This window comes from Comamonas sp. DB36, from assembly GCF_057914905.1.
Genome location: NZ_CP196633.1, coordinates 79,544 through 101,486, shown reverse-complemented (window position 1 = coordinate 101,486; position 21,943 = coordinate 79,544). Strand labels below are relative to the sequence as shown.

The window sequence follows — 21,943 nt, the reverse complement described above, 5'->3', positions numbered from 1 at the left end:
AGGGGGTGAGAGATGGGGTGGTCAAGTGGCCGCATTGCTCGAGGCCACGACCCCGGTGCGCAGCCAGTGCGCGATGTCTTCGGCGGCAAAGCCCGCCTGGGCCATCACTTCGTCGGTGTGTTGGCCCAGCAGCGGCGGCGGGCGGCAGGCGCTGCGCGCCTCGCCGTTGAAGCGAATGGGCAGGCCCACGTTTTGCAGATCGCCCAGCACCGGGTGCGCGGTATGCACCAGCAGCTCGCGCGCCTGCAGCTGGGGATGCTCCAGTGCCTGGTCCAGCGTGTGGATGGGCGAGCAGGCGACGCCAGCGGCGCGCAGCGCCGGCAGCCATTGCGCAATGGTGCGCGTGCGCATCACCTGGCCAACCCGCGCCACGGTGTCGTCGAAATGCGCGACGCGGTCGGCATTGGTGGCAAAGCGCGGGTCATCGCGCATGTCCTCGAGCTGGGCCACGGCGCAAAACCGCTGCCACTGCGCTTCGTTGCCCACGCCCAGCATCAGCGGGCCGTCGGCGGCTTCGAAGGCCTGGTAGGGGGCCATGGCGGGATGGGCCGTGCCCATGCGCTGGGGCAGCTTGCCGGTGCGCCAGTAATTCTGCGCAAGATAGGTCATCAGCCCCATGGCCGTATCAAGCAGCGAGACTTCGACATAGACGCCCTTGCCGGTGCGCCCGCGCTCGATGACCGCGGCCAGCACGCCGGCGACGGCATTGGTGCCGGTGTTCAGGTCCACGGGCGAGAAGCTGGCGCGCGCGAACGGCCCGCCGGCTGCGCCCATGGTGCTGATCATTCCGCTGAAGGCCTGCAGCATCACGTCGTAGCCGGGCTCGGCGCCCAGCGGGCCGTCACGCCCATAGCCCGAGATTTCAAGATAGATGAGCTGCGGATTGAGCGCCGACAGCGTCTCGTAGTCCACCGCCAGCTTGCGCGCCGTGCCGCCGCCAAAGCCCTGCAGCACGATGTCGGCGTCCTTGACCAGGGCATGGACGATGGCGCGGCCGGCATCGGTCTTGAGATCGACAGCCAGGCTGCGCTTGTTGTGGTTGACCGAGAGGAACGTGGCCGACTGGCCCTTTTCCTGCGGCAGCCAGGAGCGCGTGTCGTCGCCGCTGCCGGGCGGCTCTATCTTGATCACGTCCGCGCCGAGCGCGCCCAGGTGCTGGCCGCACAGCGGGCCGGCCAGCACTTTGCTGAGGTCAATGACCTTGAGGCCTTGAAGAGGAGTCATGGAAGTCCGTGTATCGATGCGGCGGCGCTGGTGCGCCGCGCAGGTGTTCTGGTGGTTCGAGCGCGAAACGCAGGGCGCGATCGCAGGCTGTGGCAGCAATGCTAGAAGTCACCCGCGTCTAACGCAAAGAGCGTTTTCGTATGCAGGCCATAGCGGCCGCATATGCCCCGTCGCTCCCAGCGCGAGGCGGCTGCGACCTAGCGGCGCGCGCTGGTGGGCCAGCGGTCGTCGGCCTTCATCTGCGCGACGATGCCCTGCAGCAGGTCGATGACCGCCAGCGTGGCCATGGTCGGCTGGGCGCCCGCGCTGCGGCACAGATAGACCGAGCGGGTGATGGCCGGGTGGGTGATGCGCGCCACCGAGACCTGGCCGGCGCGCAGCTGGGAGCGCACCGAGGCATAGGACAGGATGCTCCAGCCAATGCCGGCCCCCGACAGCTCGATGAGCTGGGCGATGGAGCTGACCTCGACCGCCGCGGGCAGCGTGATGGACGCCTTGCGCTGCAGCTGCTCGAGCAGGGCGCGCAGGCTTTGCGCGCCCTGCGGCAGCACCATGGGCTGGCCGTCGAGATCGCGAAAGCGCACCTTGCAGGCCTTGGCGCTGTTGAACTGCGCGTAGTCGGAAAAGCGCCCCGGCGGGCCGATCAGCACCAGGTCTTCATGCACCAGTTCCTCGCAGCGTATGCTTTGCATGTCGGCGGCAATGAAGGTCAGCCCCAGATCGATCTCGCCCTTGAGCAGCGACTGCGGCACATGGCCGGTGCTGAGCTCGACGAACTGCAGCCGCACCTTGGGCAGCTGCGCCATGGCCGCGCGCACCAGTTCCAGCGTGATGAGCTGTGCCACCGACAGGGGCAGGCCTATGGCCACCACGCCTTGCGGCTCGGCGCCGGCGCTGCGGATGTCGCCATACAGGCTGTCGACGCGCGCCAGTATCTCCTGCGCGCGCTCCTGCAACAGGCGGCCCGCGGCCGTCAGCACCACGCCCTTGGGCGTGCGTTCCAGCAGCTGGGTGCCGAGCTCTTCCTCGAGCTGGCGCATCTGCACGCTCAGCGCGGGCTGGGCAATGTGCAGGTTCTCCGCCGCGCGCGAGATGGACTGCGCGGCGGCCACCCCGAGGAAGTAGCGCAGGTTGCGGATGTCTAAGGCCATGGCCGATTTTGCCTGGGTTGCTTGCGGTCTGCGCCGGGAAATGGGTTCAGCGCCGCGCGCTGGCCTGCTTTGGGCCAGCGCAGCGCGGGCTATTCAAGCCAGGCCAGGGGCCGGTCGTCAATCAGGCTTTTCATGACCAGCGTGGAAGTCAGGCGCTGCACGCCGGGCAGGGCGATCAGCACATCGTCGTAGAGGCGTTGAAATGCATGGACATCCTTCACCGTGCACCTGAGCAGGTAGTCGGGCTCGCCGAACAGCCGCTGGGCCTGGGTGATCTGGCGCACGCCCAGCACCGCGGCCTCGAACTGCTCGATCATGCTGCGATCGGCCTGGCGCAGGATGACGAACACCAGCGCCGAGAAGTTCAGGCCCACCGCGCTGGGGTCGACGCGCGCGCGGTAGTCGGTGATCACGCCCTGCTCCTCGAGCGCGCGTACGCGCCGCAGGCAGGGCGAGACGCTCAGGCCGACACGCTCGGCCAGTTCCGTGGCCGTGAGCCGGCCGTCGTTTTGCAGCTGCGCAAGAATTTTGCGATCGATTGAATCCATTTGGCAAATTATGCCAATAACAATGAATTGTCTGGCAAAGATGAGCAGCACATTGCGAGACCTTGGCAATACCATTTCCGACTCTTGAGACTGGGCTGGTGGATGAAGACGCGATTTGTCTTCCGGCCGATGAAAGTGATGATGGATCTGGAAATGAAAATAGCTTGCGCTGTGCCGGTCGGCGGAGGCGCAGGGCAATGAGTGCGGCGAATCTTGCGTTGTTCTGGGCGGTGTCCGCCATGTTCGTGATCACGCCGGGCGTGGATTGGGCCTATGCCATTTCAGGTGGCCTGCAGCGGGCCGTGGTGCCCGCGGTCTCGGGTCTGCTGGTGGGCCATCTGCTGGCCACGCTGCTGGTGGCCGCGGGCGTCGGTGCCCTGATAGCCGGCATGCCGGTGGCGCTGGAAGCCATGACGCTGTGCGGCGCGGTCTACCTGGCCTATCTGGGCGTGGGCATGCTGCTGCGGCCCGGCGCCGTGGTCAGCGATGCGCGACCAGGCCCGGCCAGCGGCCGGCAGTGGCTGATCAAGGGGGTGTGCGTCAGCGGCTTGAATCCCAAGGTCTTTTTGCTTTTTCTGGCGCTGATGCCCCAGTTCACCGAGCCTGCGGGCGCCTGGCCCGTGGGCCTGCAGATCATGGCGCTCGGTGGCGTGCATGTGTTCAGCAGCGCCGTGGTGTACCTGCTGGTCGGACTCGGCGCCCAGGTCGTGCTGCGCTCACGGCCCGAGGCCGCACGCTGGGTCAGCCGCCTCTCCGGCGCGGCCATGGTGGTGATCGCCGCGGCTTTGCTTGCAGGCCAGATGGTGAGGCTGGCTGCCTGAATGCGTTGCGCACCTGCGCGGCAGAGGTAGCATTCGCCATGCGCTACGAACTCACCGACCTCAAACTCTTTCTTGAAATCGCCCAGGCGCGCAGCCTTTCGGCAGGTGCCGCGGCGGTGCACATCACGGCCTCGTCCGCGAGCTATCGGCTGAAGAACCTGGAGCAGGCCATGGGCGCGGCGCTGTTCTTGCGCACGCCGCGCGGCATGGACCTCACGCCCGCAGGCGAGGCGGTGCTGGTCTACGTGCGCGAGATCTTCGACAAGGTCGAGCGCATGCAGGTGGATGTGAGCCGCTTCGTGTCCGGGCTCAAGGGCCATGTGCGGCTGGCGGCCAACAGCAGCTCGCTCAACGGCTATGCCACGGCGTCCATAGGCCGCTTCCTGATGCTCAACCCGGATGTGGAAGTGGATATCGAGGAGCGGCAAAGCGAGACCATTCCCGCGGCCATCCTGGCGCGCGAGATCGATTTCGGCATTTTCGCGGGCGGCACCGAGCTGGCGGGCCTCGAGGTCCATCGCTATGCACGGGATCGGTTGATGATTGCCGTGCCCGACGGGCATACCTTGGCCTCCCATTCCGAGGTCAAGCTCGGCGCGGCGCTGGACTTCGACTTTGTCTGCATGAGCCGCAGCAGCAGCAATTTCATGTTTCTGCGCGACATGGCCCAGCGCACCGGCAAGCCGCTGCGCGCGCGCCTGCATGCGCACAGCTTCGACTCGGTGCTGTCGCTGGTCGCCTCGGGTCTGGGGATCGCGCTGGTGCCCACCTGCGTGCTGGGCAACCAGCCGGCCGGCATCAGCTTGCTGCCCCTGGCCGAGTCCTGGGCGCAGCGCGAGCTGAATCTGGCCGTGCGCATGGACAGCCCGCTGCCGCACTTCTCCCAGGCGCTGGTGCAGTTCCTGCTGGAAGACCCGCGCGTGGCCATCACGCGCGAGGCGCACTGACAGCTGCCTGGCGCCGGGTTTGAGGCCGTCGAACGCCGGCTTCGAAACTTTCGGATGGCTCTGAAGCCCGCGAATTTCTACACTGGTCCCATCCGCAAGAGCCCTGAGCTCCGAGACAAAAGCGGCAAGATGGAGACAGCATGCTTGAAACCAGGCCCCGCGTTCGGGTGCCGGTTTCGAAATCCTATCGCTAGATTGCGCCTTTGTGCTCTGGGCAGGCGCCCGCTATCCGGCATAGGAGTTCCCGTTGAATTCGACTGCAAGCATCCATCCCCCCGAGCGTGTGTCCCTGGACGCCAGTCCCCAGGACGCGCGCTATTTTTCCGCCTTGGCACGCGGCCTCTTTGAGATCCCGCGCTGCGAGGATTGCGGCCGCTGGCATTTCTATCCGCGCGTGTGCTGCCCCTACTGCCATTCGGAGGCCCTGGTCTGGGAAAGCCCCTCGGGTCGCGGCACGGTGTACTCCACGACGACGGTGCGCAAGCCCGGCGGCGACTACTGCGTGTGCCTGGTCGACCTGGACGAAGGCCCGCGCCTGATGTCCACCGTCGTCGACATCGCGCCCGACGCGGTGCACATCGGCCAGCAGGTGCGCGCGCGCGTCGACCTGCAGGCCGACGCGCCGTTGCTGGTGTTCGCTCCCGCGGGAGGTGCAGCATGAACGGCTCGCTTCGCGGAAAAGTCGCCATTCTGGGCACCGGCCTGGCCGGCCTGGGCCATGCCGGGGGCGCGACCGAGCAGGAAATCATCGCCAAGGCGGCCAATGAAGCGGTGCGCAGCAGCGGGCTGCGCATGGCCGACATCGACGGCATCATCACCTCCAGCCTGACCTCGCCGTGGTGGGTCATGCGCATGGCTGAATACCTGGGAATCCGCCCGCGCTTTTCCGACAGCACGATGTTCGGTGGCTCGTCCTTCATTGCCGACATCCAGGTGGCCGCGCTGGCCATCCTCAGCGGGCGCTGCAAGAACGTGCTCATCTGCTACGGCTCGACGCCGCGCAGCGCGCCCAGCAGCAGCAAGATCAACCAGATGCGCGCCGAGCTCGATCCCCAGCCCTACGAGCATCCCTACAAGCCGTTCAATCCCGTCTCCAGCTACGCCCTGGCCGCGGCGCGCCACATGCACGAGTTTGGCACCACGCGCGAGCAGCTGGCCGAAGTCGCGGTGGCGGCGCGCCAGTGGGCGATGCGCAATCCCGACGCCTTCCTGCGCGAGCCGCTGACGATTGCCGATGTGCTGGGCGCCAAGATGATCTCGGATCCGCTCACGGTGCGCGACTGCTGCCTGGTCACCGACGGCGCGGGCGCCTTCGTTCTCAGCGCCGCCGAGCCCGCGCAGGACCTGCGTACGGACCCGGTCTACGTGCTGGGCTGCGGCCATGCGCACTGGCACCGGCAGATTTCCTGCATGCAGGACCTCACCGCGACCCCCGCGCAGGAGTCGGGCGCCGTCGCGTTTGCCGAAGCCGGGCTCGCGCCCAAGGACATCGATGTGGTGCAGCTCTATGACGCCTTCACCATCAACCCCATCCTGTTTCTCGAAGACCTGGGTTTCTGCCCCAAGGGCGAAGGCGGGCGTTTCGTCTCGGACGGGCGCATCGCCCCGGGCGGCGCGCTGCCCGTCAATACCAACGGGGGCGGGCTGTCGTGCACCCACCCCGGCATGTACAGCATCTTCCTGGTGATCGAGGCCGTGACCCAGCTGCGCGGCCAGGGACAGGCGCGCCAGGTGCCGGGCGCGCAAACCGCGCTGGTGCATGGCAACGGCGGCGTGCTGTCCAGCCAGGCAACCGCGATCCTGTCGACGCAGCGCTGAGGCCCCGCCATGATCAACAAGTTCGTCAAGGACGTGGAAGAAGCCGTTGCCGATGTGCACGACGGCGCAACGATACTGGTCAGCGGCTTTGGCCTGGCCGGCCAGCCCATCGAGCTGCTCGATGCGCTGTGCGCGCAAGGCGCTAGCGACCTGACCGTGGTCTGCAACAACAGCGGCAGCGGCGACACCGGTCTGGCCCGGCTGATACGCCTGGGGCGGGTCCGCCGCCTGATTGCCTCCTACCCGCGCGGCGCGGACTGCGGCGCGTTCGAGCAGGCCTATGCGGCCGGCGAGATCGCGTTCGAGTGCGTGGCGCAGGGCACGCTGGCCGAGCGCCTGCGCGCCGGCGGCTGCGGCCTCGGCGGCTTCTTCACGCCCACGGCCTATGGCACGCAGCTGGCCGAAGGCAAGGAAACCCGCGTCATCGACGGCGTGGGCTACGTGTTCGAGAAGCCGCTGCGCGGCGACTTCGCCCTGGTCAAGGCCCATGCCGCGGACCGCTGGGGCAACCTGACCTACCGCAAGGCGGGGCGCAACTTCGGCCCCATCATGTGCATGGCCGCGCGCCGGGCCGTGGTGCAGGTCGCGCAGACCCAGGCGCTGGGCGGACTCGACCCCGAGGCCATCGTGACGCCCGGCATCTTTGTGGCGCGCGTGGTGGACATAGGCGCTGGCGCCAACGGAGGTGCGGCATGACGGCCCAACAGACCCGCCGGGAGATGGCCCGCCGGCTTGCCGCCGACATTCCCGATGGCGCCTATGTCAACCTGGGCATAGGCCTGCCCGTGATGCTGGTCGAATTCTGGCGTGCGGAGCAGGAGATCGTGGTGCACAGCGAAAACGGCATCCTGGGAATGCGCGCGCTGGCCGAAGGCGAAGCCGTCGATCCCGACCTGATGAATGCCGCCAAGCAGCCGGTCGCCATGATAGACGGCGGCGCGTTCTTTCACCACGCGGACTCGTTCGCGATGATGCGCGGCGGCCATCTCGACTACTGCGTGCTCGGCGGCTACCAGGTCTCGCAAAGCGGGGATCTCGCCAACTGGTCGCTGGGGCAGCCAGGCGTCGCCGCCGCCGTGGGCGGGGCGATGGACCTGGTGGTCGGTGCGCGCAATGTCTACGTGCTGATGGAGCATACGACGCGCGACGGCGCGCCCCGCCTGGTGCAGCGCTGCAGCCTGCCGCTGACGGGCCTGGCCTGCGTCAACCGCGTCTACACCGAGCTGGGCAGCTTTGAAGTCACGCCCGGCGGACTGCGCGTGCTCCACATGGTCGAGGGCCTGACGCGCTCCGATCTCGTGTCCCGAACGGACGCTGAACTCATTTTCGACTGAGGCCCCTCCATGACTGAATCCATAGACCTGGCCGCCATGCGCGCCGAGGTGCGCGCCTTCCTGCGCGAGCAGCTGCCCGACGACCTGCGCCATGCGGTGCTGAACCACCGCCGCCTGGGCAAGCAGGATTTCCTGCGCTGGCAGGCCATTCTCCATGCGCGCGGCTGGGCCGCGCCCGCCTGGCCCGAGGAATACGGCGGAACGGGCTGGAACGTGATGCAGCGCCATGTCTTCGACGAGGAATGCGCGCTGGCCGGCGCGCCGGAAGTGCCGCCCTTTGGCGTGCGCATGGTGGCGCCGGTGCTGATGCGCTACGGCACGCCCGCGCAACGCCAGCATTACCTGCCGCGCATTCTCGATGGCAGCGACTGGTGGTGCCAGGGCTACTCCGAGCCGGGCTCCGGCTCCGATCTGGCCTCGCTCAAGACGCGCGCCGTCATCGACGGCGAGCATTTCGTGGTCGACGGCCAGAAGACCTGGACGACCTATGCGCAGTACGCGGACATGATGTTCTGCCTGGTGCGCACCGACCCCGATGCCAAGGCGCAAAGAGGCATTTCCTTTCTGTTGATCGACATGCGCTCGCCCGGCGTGACGGTGCGCCCGATACGCACCCTGGATGGCGATCGCGAGATCAACGAAGTGTTTCTCGACGGCGTGCGGGTGCCGCGCGAAAACCTGGTCGGCGAGCTCCATGGCGGCTGGTCCTGCGCCAAGTACCTGCTGTCCCATGAGCGCACCGGTGCGGCGCGCGTCGGCCGGGCCAAGCGGGAAATGGCCTTTCTGCGCGAGCGCGCGGCCACCCGCAGCGAGGCCGGACGGGACCCGTGCATGGCGCGCGACATCGCGCGCCTGGAAGTCGATCTGCTGGCGCTGGAGCACACGGCCTTGCGCATGCTGCCGGTGATAGACCAGGACCGCGGCCATGGCGCCGAGGCGTCGATCCTGAAGTTCATGGGCACGTCGGTGGCGCAGGCGATTGTCGAGACCTCCACGCGTTGCCTGGGCGTGTTTGCGCATCCCGCGCTGCCCCAGGACCTGGCGCCTGCCGCCGGCACGCCCCCGGAGCCGGCGCTGGCAGGCCGCCCTGAATGGGCGGTCGGCCTTGCCGGATTCCACCTGAACCTGCGCAAGATTTCCATTTACGGCGGCACCGACGAAGTGCAAAAGAACATCATCGCCAAATCCGCCCTGGGACTGTGACCACCATGTACCACCACTACGAAGAAGAGCAGACCGAGATGGCCGAGGCCGTGCTGCGCGGCCTGCAGCCGCTCGAAGCCTCCCAGTCCGAGCAAGCATGGCAGCGCCTGACGCAGGTCGGCCTGCCGCTGCTGGCCGTGCCCGAGGAGCAGGGCGGCCTGGCATCGGACCCGCGCACGTTCCATGCGGTGGCCGAAGCGCTGGGGCGCTGCCTGCAATCGACGCCGCTGGCCACCTCGGCGCTGGTCGCCACGCGCCTGATCGACCAGCTGGCTGCGCCGCCGCTGCGCTGCCGCTGGCTCGAATCCCTGGCCGCTGGCGAACTGATGCTGGGCCTGGCCTGGAGCGAGGCGCAGGCGCATTTCGATCCTGCGGGAGCGCAGACCACGGCACGCGCCACGGCCGACGGCTGGAGCGTCTCGGGACGCAAGGTGGCCAGCGTGCACAGCGGCAACGTGGCCCAGTGGATCGTCAACGCGCGCACCGACAACGGCGAGGCCTTGCTGCTGCTGATTGCGCAGGACACGCCAGGCCTCACGCTGCGGCGCTACGAATGCCTCGATGGCTCGCAGGCCTGCGACCTCGATCTGCAGGACGTTCAGGTCGACCGCGGCCGGCAACTGGGCGCGGCTGGCGCCGCCACGCAGGCGGCGCTGCAGGCGGCCTGCGACCTGGGCGAGCTGGCGCTGTGCGCCGAAGCCGTCGGCATCATGGCGCGGCTGCTCGACGACACCGTGCGCTATGCCAAGGAGCGGCGCCAGTTCGGCGCGGCCATAGCCTCGTTCCAGGCGGTGCAGCACCGGCTGGTGGAGATGCTGGTCGCGCTCGAACAGGCGCGCTCGCTGGCCTGGCTGCTGGCGCTGGAGTTCGACACCGCCACGGCGCAGCGGCGCAGCTTCCTGGCATCGGCGGCCAAGGTGCGTTGCATCACCAGCGCGCGCTTCGTCGGGCTGCAGAGCATCCACCTGCACGGCGGCATGGGCATGACCGACGAGCTGCCGGTGGGACACGGCGTGAAACGCCTGCTGGCCATCGAGAACACCTTTGGCAACGAAGCGCACCACCTGGACCGGATCGCGCGCGCCGCACCGGCCCACCACTGAATGAGATTGGCCCCATGAACACCTCCATTGCTCCCGAATCCCTGTCCGAAACCGTGCATTTGCAGTGCCTTGACGGCGTGGCCGTGCTGCGCATCGACAACCCTCCCGTCAACGGCCTGGGCAACACCGTGCGCGCCGGCCTGTTCCGCGGCCTGGAATACGCGATTGCCGCGGCGCAGATCCGCGCCATCGTGATCATCGGCCAGGGCAAGATGTTCTGCGCCGGCGCGGACATACGGCAGTTCAATACGCCCGCGGCAAGCGAGCGCCCGCTTTCGCGGGAGGTGCAGGCCTTGATACGCGATGCCGGCAAGCCGGTGGTGGCCGCCATCCATGGCGCGGCGCTGGGCGGCGGGCTGGAGCTGGCCCTGGCCTGCCACTACCGGATCGCGACGCAGGACGCGAAGCTGGGCCTGCCCGAAGTCGGCCTGGGACTGATCCCGGGCGGCGGCGGCACGCAAAGGCTGCCGCGCCTGGTCGGCGCGCGCGCGGCGCTGGAGCTGATCGTGCAGGGCAAGCCGGTGGCAGCCCCCAAGGCATTGGAAATGGGCCTGGTCGATGCGGTCGTCGCCGAGGCCGGCCTGCTGGCCGCGGCAACGGCCTTCGCGCTGGACAAAGCCGAAGATCCCCGGGGCCTGCCCGAGCTCGGCCGCCGCCCGGTGGACTGCGAAGGGCTGGACTTCGCCGCCTACCGCGCCGGCCTGGATGCGCGGGCGCGCAATGCCAAGGCGCAAAAAGCCGCGGTGGACTGCGTGGAGATCGCCTGCCTGCAGACCCTGGACAAGGGCATGGACCTGGAGCGCGAAGTGTTCACCCGGCTGGTCGAAGGCGCCGAATCGCAGGCGCTGCGCCACCTGTTCTTCGCCGAGCGCGAGGCGCCCAAGTTCGACTTTGCGCTGCCCGCGCCAGGCCATGCGATCGCCTCGGTCGCGGTGCTGGGTGCGGGCACCATGGGCGGCGGCATCGCGATGGCGTTTGCCAACGCCGGCATTGCGGTGACGCTGGTGGAGCGCGAGCAAGCCGCGCTGGAGCGCGGACTGGAGCTGGTGCGCCGCAACTACGGCGTCACGGTGCAAAAGGGCAAGCTCTCGCAGGCCGCTGTCGACCAGCGCCTGGGGCTGATCCGCTCCACGCTGGAGCTCAAGGACATCGCCAAAGCCGATCTGGTCATCGAGGCGGTGTTCGAGGACATGGGCGTGAAAAAGGAGATCTTCGCGGCGCTCGACGCCCTGTGCAAGCCCGGCGCGATTCTCGCGACCAACACCTCGCGGCTGAACATCGACGAGATTGCCTGCGCCACCCGGCGCCCGCAGGATGTGATCGGCCTGCATTTCTTCAGCCCCGCCAACGTCATGCGCCTGCTTGAAGTGGTGCGCGGCGCCAGGACCTCGGATGCGGTGATTGCGCGCTGCATGGCCATGGCCCAGGCCATAGGCAAGATTCCGGTGCTGGTCGGCGTGTGCGAAGGCTTTGTCGGCAACCGCATGCTGACCGGCTACTGGCGCGAGGCCTGGTTCATGCTGGAGGAGGGCGCGCTGCCGGCCCAGATCGACGCGGCGATGAAGCAGTTCGGCATGGCGATGGGGCCGCTGGCAATGGGCGACCTCGCGGGGCTGGACATCAACTGGGCCACGCGCAAGCGCCTGCTGCAGTCCTGGCCCCAGGGCCTGCGCTATCCGCATGTCGCCGACCGCATCTGCGAAGCCGGGCGCTTCGGGCAGAAGACCGGCGCCGGCTACTACCGCTACGAGGCCGGCGCGCGCGCCGCGCTGCCCGATCCCGCGGCCCAGGCCATCATTGAAGCCACGAGCGCCGAGCGCGGCTTCACGCGGCGCGCATTCACCGACGCGGAGATCGTCGAGCGCTGCGTGCTGGCGCTGGTCAACGAAGGCGCGCGCATTGTCGATGAAGGCATTGCGCGCCGGGCCTCCGATGTGGATGTGGTGTATGTGCATGGCTATGGCTTTCCGGCCGCGCGCGGCGGCCCCATGCACTACGCGCAGTCCCTGGGCCTGGCGCATGTGCTGGAGCGTATCCAGTCGCTGCAGCGCACGCATGGCGAGCATTGGGCGCCCGCGCCGCTGCTCACGCGCCTGGTGGCGCAGGGAGAGACGCGCTTTGTCTGATAGCGCCCAAAGCGCCCAAGAACTGGCCGCGCCGCCCGCGGGCTTCGCGCCCTATCCCGCGATCAGCGCCTTCATGGGCCATATCGGGCCGATGTTCGCGCGCCTGGAGGAGGGCGGCGCGATCACGCTGGCCCTGTGGGTGGCGGCCCAGCACCTCAACCACCAGGGCGCGGCCCACGGCGGCATGCTGGCCACGCTGGCCGACAGCGCCATGGGCAACCACGCGGCGCGCGCCGCCGGCGCAGGCGTGGCCACCGTGCACCTGGGAATCGACTACCTCGGGCGCATCCAGCAGGGCCAGTGGCTGCAGCTGCGCAGCAGCCTCGATCGCCAGGGCAAGAAGCTGCTGTTCATGCAATGCCTGGGCGAAGTCGACGGCGCGACGGTGCTGCGCTGCAGCGCGATCTTCTCGCGCATCGCCCCCGTGGTCGGCGCAGCGGCGCGCTGATGGTTCGAAATCTGCCAACGCCAGGTTTGATCGATTCGACTGGCCTGGCGCCCCCGGCCTTCATAGACTGAAGGCCAACATAAGCGGGAATCGAATGCTGGACATTGCACTTTCTGGAATCAAGGTGGTGGACCTGTCAAGAATCTTGGCAGGGCCATGGTGTACGCAGAACCTGGCCGACCTGGGCGCGGAGGTGCTGAAGGTCGAACACCCGGGGCGCGGGGACGACACCCGCCAATGGGGGCCGCCCTATCTCGAAGCGGGCGAGGGCGGCGAACGCATGTCGGCCTACTTCTCGTGCTGCAACCGTGGCAAGCGCGCGCTGGCGATTGATTTCTCCACGCCCGAAGGCGCCGACGAGATCCGCGAGCTGGTGCGCAGCGCCGACGTGCTGGTCGAGAACTACAAGGCCGGCTCGCTGGCCAAGTACGGACTCGACTACGCCAGCCTGCAGGCCATCAATCCGCGCCTGGTCTATCTGTCCATCACCGGCTATGGCCAGACCGGGCCGCTGGCGGACAAGCCCGGCTACGACTACGTGTTCCAAGGCATGGGCGGGCTGATGAGCTATACCGGGCTGCCCGACGGCCAGCCCGGCGCCTCGCCGCTGCGCACCGGAGTCGCCGTGATCGACGTGTCGACGGGCATGTATGCCACGTCCGCCGTCCTGGCGGCGCTGTTCCAGCGCCACCGCACCGGTCAGGGCCAGTACCTGGACATCGCCTTGCTGGATGTCGCCGTGGCCCTCAATGCCAACCAGGGTGCCAACTTCCTGGTCTCGGGAAAGAACCCCGAGCGCAGCGGCAATGCCCACCCGAACTGCGCGCCCTACGAAGTCTTTCCCTGCGCCGACGGCCACCTGATTCTCGCCATAGGCAACGACGCGCAGTTCCAGCGCTTTTGCGCGGTGGCCGGCCAGCCCCAGTGGGCGCAGGACGCGCGCTTTGCCACCAATGCGCTGCGCATCGTCAATTTGCCCGCGCTGCGGGCCCTGCTGCTGGCGCTGTTTCCCACACGCACGCGCAGCGCCTGGACCGAGGCCTTCGACCAGGCGGGCGTGCCCTGGGGCCCGATCCATACGCTGGACGAAGTCTTTGCCCACCCCCAGGTGCAGCACCGCAAGATGCTCCAGGTGCTGCGCCACCCCGAGATCGGCGAGGTTCCCACGGTGCGCAATCCCATGCTGAGCGCCCCCGTGGGCGATCTGGCCAGCGCCTTGGCGCCGCCGCTGCTGGCCCGGACCGCAGCCCTCGAATAGCCGCTGTCGGGCGGGACCCGCCCGGCGCCAGCGCCAACGGCCAACGCCCTTGGCTTTCAAGAAAATGAAGTGAACATGAACTACACCCTCGACCTGCACCACGCCGCAGCCGCCATCGATGACGCCGGCATTGCCACCCTGACCATAAGCAACGCGGGAAGCCTCAACATCCTGGGAACGCCGGTGATAGCCGACCTGCGCCAGGCCGTCGAGGCGCTGTCCGCACGGCCGGAGCTGCGCGCGCTGGTGGTGCGCGGCACGGGCGACAAATCCTTCATTGCCGGCGCGGACATCAAGGAAATGGGGGCCTTGACGCCGGAATCGGCCCGGGTCTTCATCGAGAATCTGCGCGGCCTGTGTGAATCCCTGCGCCAGTGCCCGGTGCCGGTGATTGCGCGCCTGGCCGGCTGGACCCTGGGCGGCGGGCTGGAGCTGGCCGCGGCCTGCGACATCCGCGTGGCGTCCAATCGCGCGCAGTTCGGCATGCCCGAAGTCAAGGTCGGCATCCCCTCGATCATCCATGCCGCGCTGCTGCCGCGCCTCATCGGCCAGGCCCGCGCCGGATGGCTGCTGCTGACCGGTGACAATATCGATGCCGCACAGGCCCTGTCCTGGGGCCTGGTCGATGCGGTGGTGCCGCCAGAGCGCCTGGACAGCGAGGTGGCGCGCACCGCGGCGCAGTTCGCCGGGTTCGGCCCGTCGGTGCTGCGCCAGCAAAAGCGCTTGCTGCGCGAATGGCAGCAAACGGATCTGGAGACCGCCATAGTGCGCGGCGTCGACGAGTTTGCCTCCGCCTTCGCCACCGGCGAGCCGGCGCGCTTCATGGCGCCGTTCATGCAGGCGCGCGCGGCGGGCAGCAAACACGGCTAGGCCGCGGCCGCCATCCAACCCTCAGGAGACAACTTTGCAAATTCCTTCCCTGAAAGACAGCGTAGCCCCCGAAGAGTGGGCACTGCGCGTCGATCTCGCCGCCTGCTACCGGCTGGTCGCCATGTATGGCTGGAGTGACCTGATCTTCACGCACATCACGGCGCGGCTTCCGGCCAGTGTGAGCGGGGCGCAGCACCAGTTGCTCATCAATCCCTATGGATTGCTGTTTGACGAGATCACCGCGTCTTCGCTGGTCAAGATCGATCTCGAGGGCAACAAGCTCAGCGAGTCGCCGCTGAACGTCAACCGCGCGGGCGTGGTGATCCATTCGGCCGTGCATGCGGCGCGCGACGACGTGCAGTGCGTGCTGCATACCCATACGCGTGCCGGCGTGGCGCTGAGCGCGCTCGAATGCGGCATCCTGCCGATCTCCCAGCAGGCCAGCCTGGTGATCCATTCGCTGGGTTATCACGACTACGAAGGCATTGCCGTGAACGAAGGGGAAAAGCTACGCCTGCAGCAGGATCTGGGCCAGAACAGTTGCCTGGTGCTGCGCAACCACGGCCTGCTGACGGTCGGCAAGACGGTGGCCGATGCGTTCAAGGCAATGTATACGCTGGAAAGCACCTGCCAGATCCAGCTCGCGGCGCAGGCCGCCGGCGCGGTCACGCTGGTGCCTGACGCGGTGCTCGAAGGCGTGGGCGGCGCGGTCAGGACCATGGAAGCCGGCGCGGGCAAGAGCGGCGGCCAGCTGGCCTGGCCCGCCTTGCTCAGGCGCCTGGACCGCCTCAGTCCGGGTTACGACACCTGAAGCCGCCGGGGGCGGGCGCCGCCCCTGGGTCGGCACAAACACGGAGCCTCTTGCGCGGCCCCGCGCCCGGCCGCGCGCGCCGCAAACGGCATTCGAAATTGCCACAGACCGCCTTCGAAACTCTCGACTGGTGCAAAGACCGCAAGATTTCTAGACTGCATTTTCCGGGCTCGACACCGCGGCCGAAACGACGCAGATCGTTGCGGGCTGCCTCCCGGCACCGCTTGCCAAGCCAGAGATTTATCTGAGACCCCAAGGAGACAAAATGCTTTCTGCCCAGTTCGCTCGCACCCTGTTATCTGCCGCCCTCGGCGTTTCGCTCGGCGCCTTTGCCGCCGCGGCCCAGGCCCAGCCGGCCGCCTGGCCTTCCAAGCCGGTGACCATCGTCGTGGCCTATCCGCCCGGCGGCATGACGGATATTGTGACCCGCAGCCTGGCCAAGGAGCTGACGGCGGCATTCAACCAGCAGTTCATCGTCGACAACAAGCCCGGTGCCTCCGGACAGGTCGCGACCGAATGGCTGGTGCGCCAGCCCGCCGATGGCCACACGCTGCTGGTGACCGCGACCGGCTATGTGATTGCCCCCTTCACGCGCCAGAAGGTCTCCTACGATCCGCGCAAGGATCTCGCGCCTGTCGCGGCCCTGGTGCAGACCCCCAACATGATCGTCGTCAACCCCGCAGTGCCGGCCAAGAACTACAGCGAGTTCATGACCTGGGCCAGGCAGCAAAAGAGCGTGCCCTACGCCACGGCCGGTGCCGGGGGCTCGACCCACCTGGGCGGCGAGCTGCTGCGCCATGTGACCGGCGTGCCATTCGTGCATGTGCCCTACCGCGGCGCGGCGCCGGCGGTATCGGACACCGTGGCCAACCAGATCCAGGTGGCGGTGCAGGACTCGGTGACGGTGGCCACCTTCATCCAGGCCGGCAAGCTGCGCCCGATCGCCGTCACCAGCGCGCGCCGCAGCACCACCTTCCCCGATGTCCCCACCCTGCAGGAAAGCGGCCTCAAGGATTTCGATGTCTACACCTGGCTGGGCCTGTTTGCGCCGGCCGCCACTTCGCCTGAAATCCTCAAGAAGCTCAATGCCACGGTGAGCAAGGTGATGCACTCGCCGGAAATGGTGGCCAGCCTGTCCAAGCAGTCGAGCGAACCCATGGTGGCCCGGGACCTGCCCCAGACCAAGGCGTTCATCGATCAGGAGCTGACCAAGTGGAGCCAGCTGGTCAAGACCACGGGCGTGAAGATCGAAGACTGAGCCGGCCGCCCCGATTTCCCCCCACGCTTTGACGGAGTACCTTCTCGAATGAACGGCGCTGAAATTCTTGTTCACACACTGCTGGGCGGCAACGTCGATGTGTGTTTTTCCAACCCCGGCACTTCCGAGATGCACTTCGTTTCCGCGCTGGACCGCATCGAGGGCATGCGCTGCGTGCTGGGCCTGCACGAGACCGTGGTCACCGGTGCCGCGGACGGCTACTACCGCATTGCCGACCGCCCCGCGGCGACGCTGCTGCACCTGGGCCCCGGCCTGGCCAACGGCCTGGCCAATCTGCACAACGCCAAGAAGGCGCGTTCGGGCATCATCAATATCGTCGGCGACCATGCGATCGATCACCTCAAGCTGGATGCGCCGCTGACTTCCGACATCCAGGGTTTCGCGGCGCCGGTATCGCAGTGGGTGCATACCAGCCCCTCGGTCGATGCCATTGCCGCGGACGGCGCGGCGGCGATCCGCGTGGCGAATGCGCGGCCCGGGCAGATCGCCACGCTGATCCTGCCGGCCAATGTGGCCTGGACCGAGGGTGCACCGGCCCGGCATGTCGTCAGCGGCCAGCCGGCGCCATCCGCGCCGCCGGTGCATGATTTCAAGCGCATCGTGCAGGCCCTGCGCGATGATCCCCGGCCCACCTTGCTGCTGCTGGGCGACCGCGCGCTGCGCGCCAACTGCACCGCGCTGGCCGGCCGCATCGCCGCCGCCACCGGGGCCCAGTTGCGCGCCGAGTTCTACTACGCGCGCCATGAGCGCGGCGCGGGCCGCGTCGTGGTGCCGCGCATTCCCTATGCCGTCGAGCCCGCGCTGGCGGTGCTCCAGCAGTTCCAGCGCGTGATCCTGGTCAACGCCAAGGCGCCGGTGGCGTTCTTTGCCTATCCCGACAAGCCGGGTCGCCTGCTGCCGCCCGGCTGCGAAGTCCTGACCCTGAGCACGGTCGAGGACGACCCTTGTGCCGCGCTGGCGGCGCTGTGCCGCGAGCTCGGCGCCGACACCCTGGCCCCGGCCGGTGTGGCACAGCCCGCAGCGCAGCCCGCCGCGCTCACCGGTCCCCTGACCGCGGACAGCATTGCGCTGGCGCTTGCCGCCACGCTGCCGGAGCAGGCCATCGTGGTGGATGAAGCGGTGACCACCGGCCGCTGTTTCGACGCCGCCCTGGCCGCGGCGGCGCCGCATGACTGGCTCACGGGCTGCGGCGGCGCGATCGGCTTTGGCCTGCCCACGGCGCTGGGCGCGGCCATTGCCGCGCCCGATCGCCGGGTGGTCGCGCTCGAGGGCGACGGCAGCGGCATGTATTCCCCGCAGGCGCTGTGGTCCATGGCGCGCGAGAACGTGAATGTCACCGTGGTGGTGTTCGTCAACCGCGCCTACAGCATTCTGCGCGGCGAGCTCACAGCGGTGGGCGCGGGCGCGCCCGGCGCGCGCGCCACCGACATGCTGAGCCTGGACCGGCCCGACATCGACTGGGCCGGGCTGTCGCGCTCCATGGGCGTCGAGGCCTGCACGGTCAGGGACGTGGCCGCCTTGGCAGAGGCCTTGAAGCACTCCTTCGCGACCCCGGGACCCAGGCTGATCGAAGCGATTCTTTGAGGTGTGCAGGGGCGCCGCCGGCTTGTCATTGCAACGACATGCCGCGCCCGCGCTGCCTGCTAACCTGAAACGACGTTGAACGGGATATCCACCAACCCCGCTGCGTACCAAAGGAGAGCGGATGATCGATCTATACAGCTGGGCGGCACCCAACGGCCACAAGGTGCACATCCTGGTGGAGGAACTGCAGATTCCCTACCGTGTCGTGCCCATCAACATCACGGCAGGCGACCAGCACACCGACGCCTACCGCGCGATCAATCCGAACGGCCGGATCCCGGCCATTGTCGACCATGCTCCGGCCGATGGCGGCGCGCCGTTCACGGTGTTCGAGACCGGCGCCATCATGGTGTATCTGGCGGAAAAGGAAAAGCGCTTCCTGCCGGCCGACCTGCGCCAGCGCAGCGAGGTGCTGCAGTGGCTGTTCTGGCAAGTCGGCGGCATCGGCCCGATGATGGGCCAGGCCCAGCATTTCTTCCGCTATGCGGCCGAAAAGCATCCCTACGCCATCAACCGCTACCAGACGGAGACCCGGCGCCTGCTGCGGGTGCTGGACGAACGCCTGGCGGGCAGAGCGTACATCTGCGGCGACTATTCCATTGCCGACATGGCCTGCTTCGCCTGGATACGCATCCACAAGATGACCGGCGTGGCGCTCGACGAATTTGCGCGCGTGCAGGACTGGTACGGCCGGGTGCGCGCCCGGCCGGGCGTAGGCCGCGGTCTGGACCTGTTGAGAAGCCAATGGGTGGACGTGACCCGCTCGGACGAGGCCAAGCTCAACCTTTTTGCCAAGAGCCGCTGACCATGGCGCAGCCCAGCCTCCCGGTGCAGGCCTTCTTCGACCTGCGCAGCCCATACTCCTACCTCGCGCTGGGCCCGGCGCGGGCGCTGGCCGAACGCAGCGGCCTGGCCTTTGACTGGTGGCCTTACATCACCGATTTCCAGTCCGCCTATGGTGGCGAGGTCGCGCAGCGCTCTGCCCGCGACATCGCCAAGCTCAAGTATCTGTACATGGATTGCCGGCGCCTGGCCAGGCTGCAGGGGCTGACGGTGCGCTCGACGACAAAGCTCTGGGACCCGGTGCTCGCCAGCCAGGCCGTGCTGTTTGCCAAGGCCGGCAACCGCCTGTGGGAGTTCTGCGATCCCTTGCTCGAAGCGTTCTGGCGGCGCGAATTCGATCTGGAGTCGGATGCGGCGCTCGAGAGTCTGCTGGTCCAGGCCGGGCTGTGCGCGCAGGAATGGCAGGCGTTTCGGCGCGGCGCGGCGCAGCAGGCGCTGGACAGCGCACTGGACCATGCGCAGCAGCTCGGGGTGTTTGGCGCGCCCACTTTCATCTATCGCGGAGAAATGTTCTGGGGCGGCGACCGAATGGACCTGCTTGAAGCGGCAATGCGCGCCGCGCATTGAACGCGCCGACCGCGCGCCTGGAGCGGTCGGCGCAAGCTCGCCTGGCTCAGAGATAGTCTTGCAGACGCTCGGTATGCACCTGCACATGGCCCTTGGCGCGGTCGATCTCTATGACGCCAGCGCGTTTGAGCGCGCTCAGCGCCATGTTCACGCGCTGGCGCGACAGGCCGCAGATCAGCGCCAGCTGCTGCTGGTGAATGGGCAGGCGGCTGCTGGCCGCGGCGTGGTTCCTGGTCAGCATCTGCAGCGCCTGGGCCACCCGTTTTTCCGGTCCCAGCAGGCGCGACGCCACCAGCATGCCGACGAACTCGCCCATGCGGGCATTCATCACATCGCAAAGAAAATTGCTGAACGCATGCGAGCCAGCGCGCAGGCGGTCGAAGACCGGCGCGGGAATGAGGCACAGCTGGGCGCTGGTGAGCGCGCGCAGGTCGTACTGCATGCGTTCTTTTTTCAGCAGCGAGCCGTCGCCGCACCATTCTCCTTGCTGCAGACAGTACAGCGTGGTTTCGTCGCCTTCTGGGCCGACGATGTACATCTGCAGATGCCCGTGCATCACGCCCCACCAGTAGGCACTGGGGTCGCCGGCGCGCGCGACATAGCCGCCCGCAGCGACCGTCATGGTGAGCGCGCTGGCCAGCGTCTGGGCCTGCAGCTCCTCGGAAAGCGCCTGGAACCAGGGCCAGCTGCCCAGGAAATCGGCCAGCGCGCTGTTGCCGGTTGCCGGGCTGCTGCGTTGTTCCATCGTTCGCTCCAAAGTCCCATGGCCCAGGCGGGCCTAGGCCATGGCTCCGGTCTGGAAGCGTCCGCGGTAGGCGCCCGGACTCATGCCTATGCGCTGGCGAAAGAGCCTGGAAAAGGAGCTGGTGTCGCTGTAGCCGACCTGGCTGGCGACTTCCTCCACATTGTTCGAACTGGTCTCAAGCAACGCGCGCGCGGCTTCCAGCCGCAGGTCCTGCAGGTAGGCCAGCGGCGTCTGGTCCAGCACGCTGCGAAAACGCCGAATCAGCGTGCGGTCGCTGACGGCAAGCATCTCGGCCAGTTCCGTGATCTTCAGATCCGTGCCCATGTTGTCCTGCAGCCAGCCCTGGGCACGGTGCACCAGCACGTCGGAGTGGTTTTTCTGGGCCAGCAGCGGCAAGAAAGGAATCTGGCTGGTCTGGCTCACGTCGATCAGCATTGCCTTGGCACATTGCGAGGCGATGACCGGGCCGGCGAAGCGCTCGATCACGCGTACGGTCTGAATCAGATAGGACGCCGAAGCGCCGGCGCAGATCAGCCTGTCGATCTCCGTGAGCACCGGGCGCAGCTGCAGGTCTACGCGAGGAAACTTGGCCCGGAACAGCCGCTCCAGCCACCAGGTGGTCGTGGCCGTGCGGCCATCGAGCAAGCCGGTCTGGGCCAGGATGAAAGTGCCGGTGCAATTGGCCGCGACCAGGGCTCCGGCGCGCCACTGCGCCGTCAGCCAGTCACAGGCATCGGCCTGGCGCGCGAGAAACTGGTCGAACTGGCGGTGTCCGCCATAGTGAAAGCTCGGGACGAACACCAGGTCATAGCGTTCTCGCGGCCCCAGTTTGTGGGTGGGCAGCGGCAGGCCGTTGCTGGCCAGGGCCGGCTCGCCCGACGTGGATACAAAGCGCCACTCGAACAGCGCCGACGGCTGCGCCTTGGCCAGGCGCAGATGCGAATTGGCAATCTGCAGGATGTCGGCAAACCCCGCCACGCTGGAGGCGTAGCAGCCGTCGAAGGTAAGGATGGCAGCGCGTGGCATTCGAGTCGGAAACCGCATGAAACAAGTCGATTCAGACACTCTAACGCAAGCTTGGCAGGGGCGCACCAAGGGTCTACCCGCGCCCGCTCAGAGCGCATGACCGCTGCCAGCGCGGCGCCGCGCCGCGGCGCCGGGTCCATGTCGGAAACGGCATGCATAAAGTCAAATTCGCCAATGTACGCGGCCCTGGTTGTGGTGATTAATAGGTAGGTCGGCATACGAACCGAAGCATCACCA

General features: G+C 67.9%; 23 protein-coding genes. 18 read left to right on the top strand and 5 right to left on the bottom strand.

Translation table 11 applies throughout. The annotated features are described in order from the left end of the window. Window positions 1–21: 21 nt before the first annotated feature. The 3 genes from ACSVDO_RS24910 to ACSVDO_RS24900 all read right to left on the bottom strand — a co-directional run bounded on the left by ACSVDO_RS24910 (window position 22) and on the right by ACSVDO_RS24900 (window position 2,923). Window positions 22–1,224: a CaiB/BaiF CoA transferase family protein gene (locus ACSVDO_RS24910; RefSeq protein ID WP_489597756.1), complete on the bottom strand. Its 1,203-nt coding sequence runs from the start codon at window positions 1,222–1,224 to the stop codon at window positions 22–24. Between the two features lie 197 nt (window positions 1,225–1,421). Continuing rightward, window positions 1,422–2,375 carry a LysR family transcriptional regulator gene (locus ACSVDO_RS24905; protein ID WP_489597755.1) on the bottom strand — a complete coding sequence of 318 codons (954 nt, stop codon included), beginning with the start codon at window positions 2,373–2,375 and terminating at the stop codon, window positions 1,422–1,424. A gap of 89 nt (window positions 2,376–2,464) precedes the next feature. Further along, the gene (locus ACSVDO_RS24900; RefSeq protein WP_489597754.1) at window positions 2,465–2,923 is read right to left on the bottom strand and encodes an Lrp/AsnC family transcriptional regulator; all 459 of its coding nucleotides are present in this window, start codon (window positions 2,921–2,923) and stop codon (window positions 2,465–2,467) included. Between ACSVDO_RS24900 and ACSVDO_RS24895 the strand changes: the two genes are divergently transcribed. From ACSVDO_RS24895 to ACSVDO_RS24810, 18 genes are all read left to right on the top strand, one after another. Further along, entirely contained in the window at window positions 2,924–3,124 is a 201-nt protein-coding gene (locus ACSVDO_RS24895) for a hypothetical protein (RefSeq protein WP_489597753.1), read from the top strand. Then, entirely contained in the window at window positions 3,121–3,744 is a 624-nt protein-coding gene (locus ACSVDO_RS24890; RefSeq protein ID WP_489597752.1) for a LysE family translocator, read from the top strand. Before ACSVDO_RS24895 ends, ACSVDO_RS24890 begins: the two co-directional genes overlap by 4 nt. A 38-nt stretch (window positions 3,745–3,782) precedes the next feature. After that, window positions 3,783–4,691 (top strand): LysR family transcriptional regulator, encoded by a 909-nt coding sequence (locus ACSVDO_RS24885; protein ID WP_489597751.1) that lies wholly within the window; start codon window positions 3,783–3,785, stop codon window positions 4,689–4,691. Window positions 4,692–4,938: 247 nt separating this feature from the next. After that, window positions 4,939–5,352 carry a Zn-ribbon domain-containing OB-fold protein gene (locus ACSVDO_RS24880; protein WP_489597750.1) on the top strand — a complete coding sequence of 138 codons (414 nt, stop codon included), beginning with the start codon at window positions 4,939–4,941 and terminating at the stop codon, window positions 5,350–5,352. Further along, window positions 5,349–6,509 carry a thiolase gene (locus ACSVDO_RS24875; protein WP_489597749.1) on the top strand — a complete coding sequence of 387 codons (1,161 nt, stop codon included), beginning with the start codon at window positions 5,349–5,351 and terminating at the stop codon, window positions 6,507–6,509. The genes ACSVDO_RS24880 and ACSVDO_RS24875 overlap by 4 nt, the downstream gene beginning before the upstream one ends. A gap of 9 nt (window positions 6,510–6,518) precedes the next feature. Beyond that, on the top strand, window positions 6,519–7,205 hold the full coding sequence (locus ACSVDO_RS24870) for a 3-oxoacid CoA-transferase subunit A (protein WP_489597748.1): 687 nt from the start codon (window positions 6,519–6,521) through the stop codon (window positions 7,203–7,205). Next, complete coding sequence (locus tag ACSVDO_RS24865) at window positions 7,202–7,843, top strand: 3-oxoacid CoA-transferase subunit B (RefSeq protein WP_489597747.1); 642 nt, start codon at window positions 7,202–7,204, stop codon at window positions 7,841–7,843. The genes ACSVDO_RS24870 and ACSVDO_RS24865 overlap by 4 nt, the downstream gene beginning before the upstream one ends. A 9-nt stretch (window positions 7,844–7,852) precedes the next feature. Beyond that, window positions 7,853–9,046 (top strand): acyl-CoA dehydrogenase family protein, encoded by a 1,194-nt coding sequence (locus ACSVDO_RS24860; protein ID WP_489597746.1) that lies wholly within the window; start codon window positions 7,853–7,855, stop codon window positions 9,044–9,046. A 5-nt stretch (window positions 9,047–9,051) separates the two neighbouring features. Then, on the top strand, window positions 9,052–10,149 hold the full coding sequence (locus ACSVDO_RS24855; protein ID WP_489597745.1) for an acyl-CoA dehydrogenase family protein: 1,098 nt from the start codon (window positions 9,052–9,054) through the stop codon (window positions 10,147–10,149). Window positions 10,150–10,163: 14 nt separating this feature from the next. Further along, complete coding sequence (locus tag ACSVDO_RS24850; protein ID WP_489597744.1) at window positions 10,164–12,275, top strand: 3-hydroxyacyl-CoA dehydrogenase NAD-binding domain-containing protein; 2,112 nt, start codon at window positions 10,164–10,166, stop codon at window positions 12,273–12,275. Next, window positions 12,268–12,723: a PaaI family thioesterase gene (locus ACSVDO_RS24845; RefSeq protein ID WP_489597743.1), complete on the top strand. Its 456-nt coding sequence runs from the start codon at window positions 12,268–12,270 to the stop codon at window positions 12,721–12,723. The genes ACSVDO_RS24850 and ACSVDO_RS24845 overlap by 8 nt, the downstream gene beginning before the upstream one ends. A 94-nt stretch (window positions 12,724–12,817) precedes the next feature. Continuing rightward, window positions 12,818–13,981 carry a CaiB/BaiF CoA transferase family protein gene (locus tag ACSVDO_RS24840; RefSeq protein ID WP_489597742.1) on the top strand — a complete coding sequence of 388 codons (1,164 nt, stop codon included), beginning with the start codon at window positions 12,818–12,820 and terminating at the stop codon, window positions 13,979–13,981. Window positions 13,982–14,056: 75 nt separating this feature from the next. Next, a complete protein-coding gene (locus tag ACSVDO_RS24835; protein ID WP_489597741.1) occupies window positions 14,057–14,851 on the top strand; it encodes an enoyl-CoA hydratase in 795 nt (264 codons plus the stop codon). 34 nt (window positions 14,852–14,885) lie between these two features. After that, window positions 14,886–15,662, top strand: coding sequence for a class II aldolase/adducin family protein (locus ACSVDO_RS24830; RefSeq protein WP_489597740.1), 777 nt, complete (start codon window positions 14,886–14,888; stop codon window positions 15,660–15,662). Between the two features lie 265 nt (window positions 15,663–15,927). After that, entirely contained in the window at window positions 15,928–16,920 is a 993-nt protein-coding gene (locus ACSVDO_RS24825) for a Bug family tripartite tricarboxylate transporter substrate binding protein (protein ID WP_489597739.1), read from the top strand. A gap of 48 nt (window positions 16,921–16,968) precedes the next feature. Next, a complete protein-coding gene (locus tag ACSVDO_RS24820) occupies window positions 16,969–18,525 on the top strand; it encodes an acetolactate synthase large subunit (protein ID WP_489597738.1) in 1,557 nt (518 codons plus the stop codon). A gap of 121 nt (window positions 18,526–18,646) precedes the next feature. Continuing rightward, window positions 18,647–19,330 (top strand): glutathione S-transferase N-terminal domain-containing protein, encoded by a 684-nt coding sequence (locus tag ACSVDO_RS24815; protein WP_489597737.1) that lies wholly within the window; start codon window positions 18,647–18,649, stop codon window positions 19,328–19,330. 2 nt (window positions 19,331–19,332) lie between these two features. Then, window positions 19,333–19,935 (top strand): DsbA family protein, encoded by a 603-nt coding sequence (locus ACSVDO_RS24810; RefSeq protein ID WP_489597736.1) that lies wholly within the window; start codon window positions 19,333–19,335, stop codon window positions 19,933–19,935. A gap of 46 nt (window positions 19,936–19,981) precedes the next feature. Here the strand turns inward: ACSVDO_RS24810 and ACSVDO_RS24805 are convergent, their stop codons facing one another. Continuing rightward, window positions 19,982–20,680: a Crp/Fnr family transcriptional regulator gene (locus ACSVDO_RS24805; RefSeq protein ID WP_489597735.1), complete on the bottom strand. Its 699-nt coding sequence runs from the start codon at window positions 20,678–20,680 to the stop codon at window positions 19,982–19,984. A 33-nt stretch (window positions 20,681–20,713) separates the two neighbouring features. Beyond that, a complete protein-coding gene (locus ACSVDO_RS24800; RefSeq protein ID WP_489597734.1) occupies window positions 20,714–21,706 on the bottom strand; it encodes a GlxA family transcriptional regulator in 993 nt (330 codons plus the stop codon). Window positions 21,707–21,943 lie beyond the last annotated feature (237 nt).

Bases quoted from the DNA above. Each gene is read 5' to 3' on its own strand.
- ACSVDO_RS24840 (WP_489597742.1), top strand. From the start codon at position 12,818: ATGCTGGACATTGCACTTTCTGGAATCAAGGTGGTGGACCTGTCAAGA.
- ACSVDO_RS24865 (WP_489597747.1), top strand. From the start codon at position 7,202: ATGACGGCCCAACAGACCCGCCGGGAGATGGCCCGCCGGCTTGCCGCC.
- ACSVDO_RS24885 (WP_489597751.1), top strand. From the start codon at position 3,783: ATGCGCTACGAACTCACCGACCTCAAACTCTTTCTTGAAATCGCCCAG.
- ACSVDO_RS24805 (WP_489597735.1), bottom strand. From the start codon at position 20,680: ATGGAACAACGCAGCAGCCCGGCAACCGGCAACAGCGCGCTGGCCGAT.
- ACSVDO_RS24875 (WP_489597749.1), top strand. From the start codon at position 5,349: ATGAACGGCTCGCTTCGCGGAAAAGTCGCCATTCTGGGCACCGGCCTG.
- ACSVDO_RS24910 (WP_489597756.1), bottom strand. From the start codon at position 1,224: ATGACTCCTCTTCAAGGCCTCAAGGTCATTGACCTCAGCAAAGTGCTG.
- ACSVDO_RS24820 (WP_489597738.1), top strand. From the start codon at position 16,969: ATGAACGGCGCTGAAATTCTTGTTCACACACTGCTGGGCGGCAACGTC.
- ACSVDO_RS24800 (WP_489597734.1), bottom strand. From the start codon at position 21,706: ATGCCACGCGCTGCCATCCTTACCTTCGACGGCTGCTACGCCTCCAGC.
- ACSVDO_RS24810 (WP_489597736.1), top strand. From the start codon at position 19,333: ATGGCGCAGCCCAGCCTCCCGGTGCAGGCCTTCTTCGACCTGCGCAGC.
- ACSVDO_RS24890 (WP_489597752.1), top strand. From the start codon at position 3,121: ATGAGTGCGGCGAATCTTGCGTTGTTCTGGGCGGTGTCCGCCATGTTC.
- ACSVDO_RS24850 (WP_489597744.1), top strand. From the start codon at position 10,164: ATGAACACCTCCATTGCTCCCGAATCCCTGTCCGAAACCGTGCATTTG.
- ACSVDO_RS24815 (WP_489597737.1), top strand. From the start codon at position 18,647: ATGATCGATCTATACAGCTGGGCGGCACCCAACGGCCACAAGGTGCAC.
- ACSVDO_RS24900 (WP_489597754.1), bottom strand. From the start codon at position 2,923: ATGGATTCAATCGATCGCAAAATTCTTGCGCAGCTGCAAAACGACGGC.
- ACSVDO_RS24855 (WP_489597745.1), top strand. From the start codon at position 9,052: ATGTACCACCACTACGAAGAAGAGCAGACCGAGATGGCCGAGGCCGTG.
- ACSVDO_RS24835 (WP_489597741.1), top strand. From the start codon at position 14,057: ATGAACTACACCCTCGACCTGCACCACGCCGCAGCCGCCATCGATGAC.
- ACSVDO_RS24905 (WP_489597755.1), bottom strand. From the start codon at position 2,375: ATGGCCTTAGACATCCGCAACCTGCGCTACTTCCTCGGGGTGGCCGCC.
- ACSVDO_RS24860 (WP_489597746.1), top strand. From the start codon at position 7,853: ATGACTGAATCCATAGACCTGGCCGCCATGCGCGCCGAGGTGCGCGCC.
- ACSVDO_RS24870 (WP_489597748.1), top strand. From the start codon at position 6,519: ATGATCAACAAGTTCGTCAAGGACGTGGAAGAAGCCGTTGCCGATGTG.
- ACSVDO_RS24825 (WP_489597739.1), top strand. From the start codon at position 15,928: ATGCTTTCTGCCCAGTTCGCTCGCACCCTGTTATCTGCCGCCCTCGGC.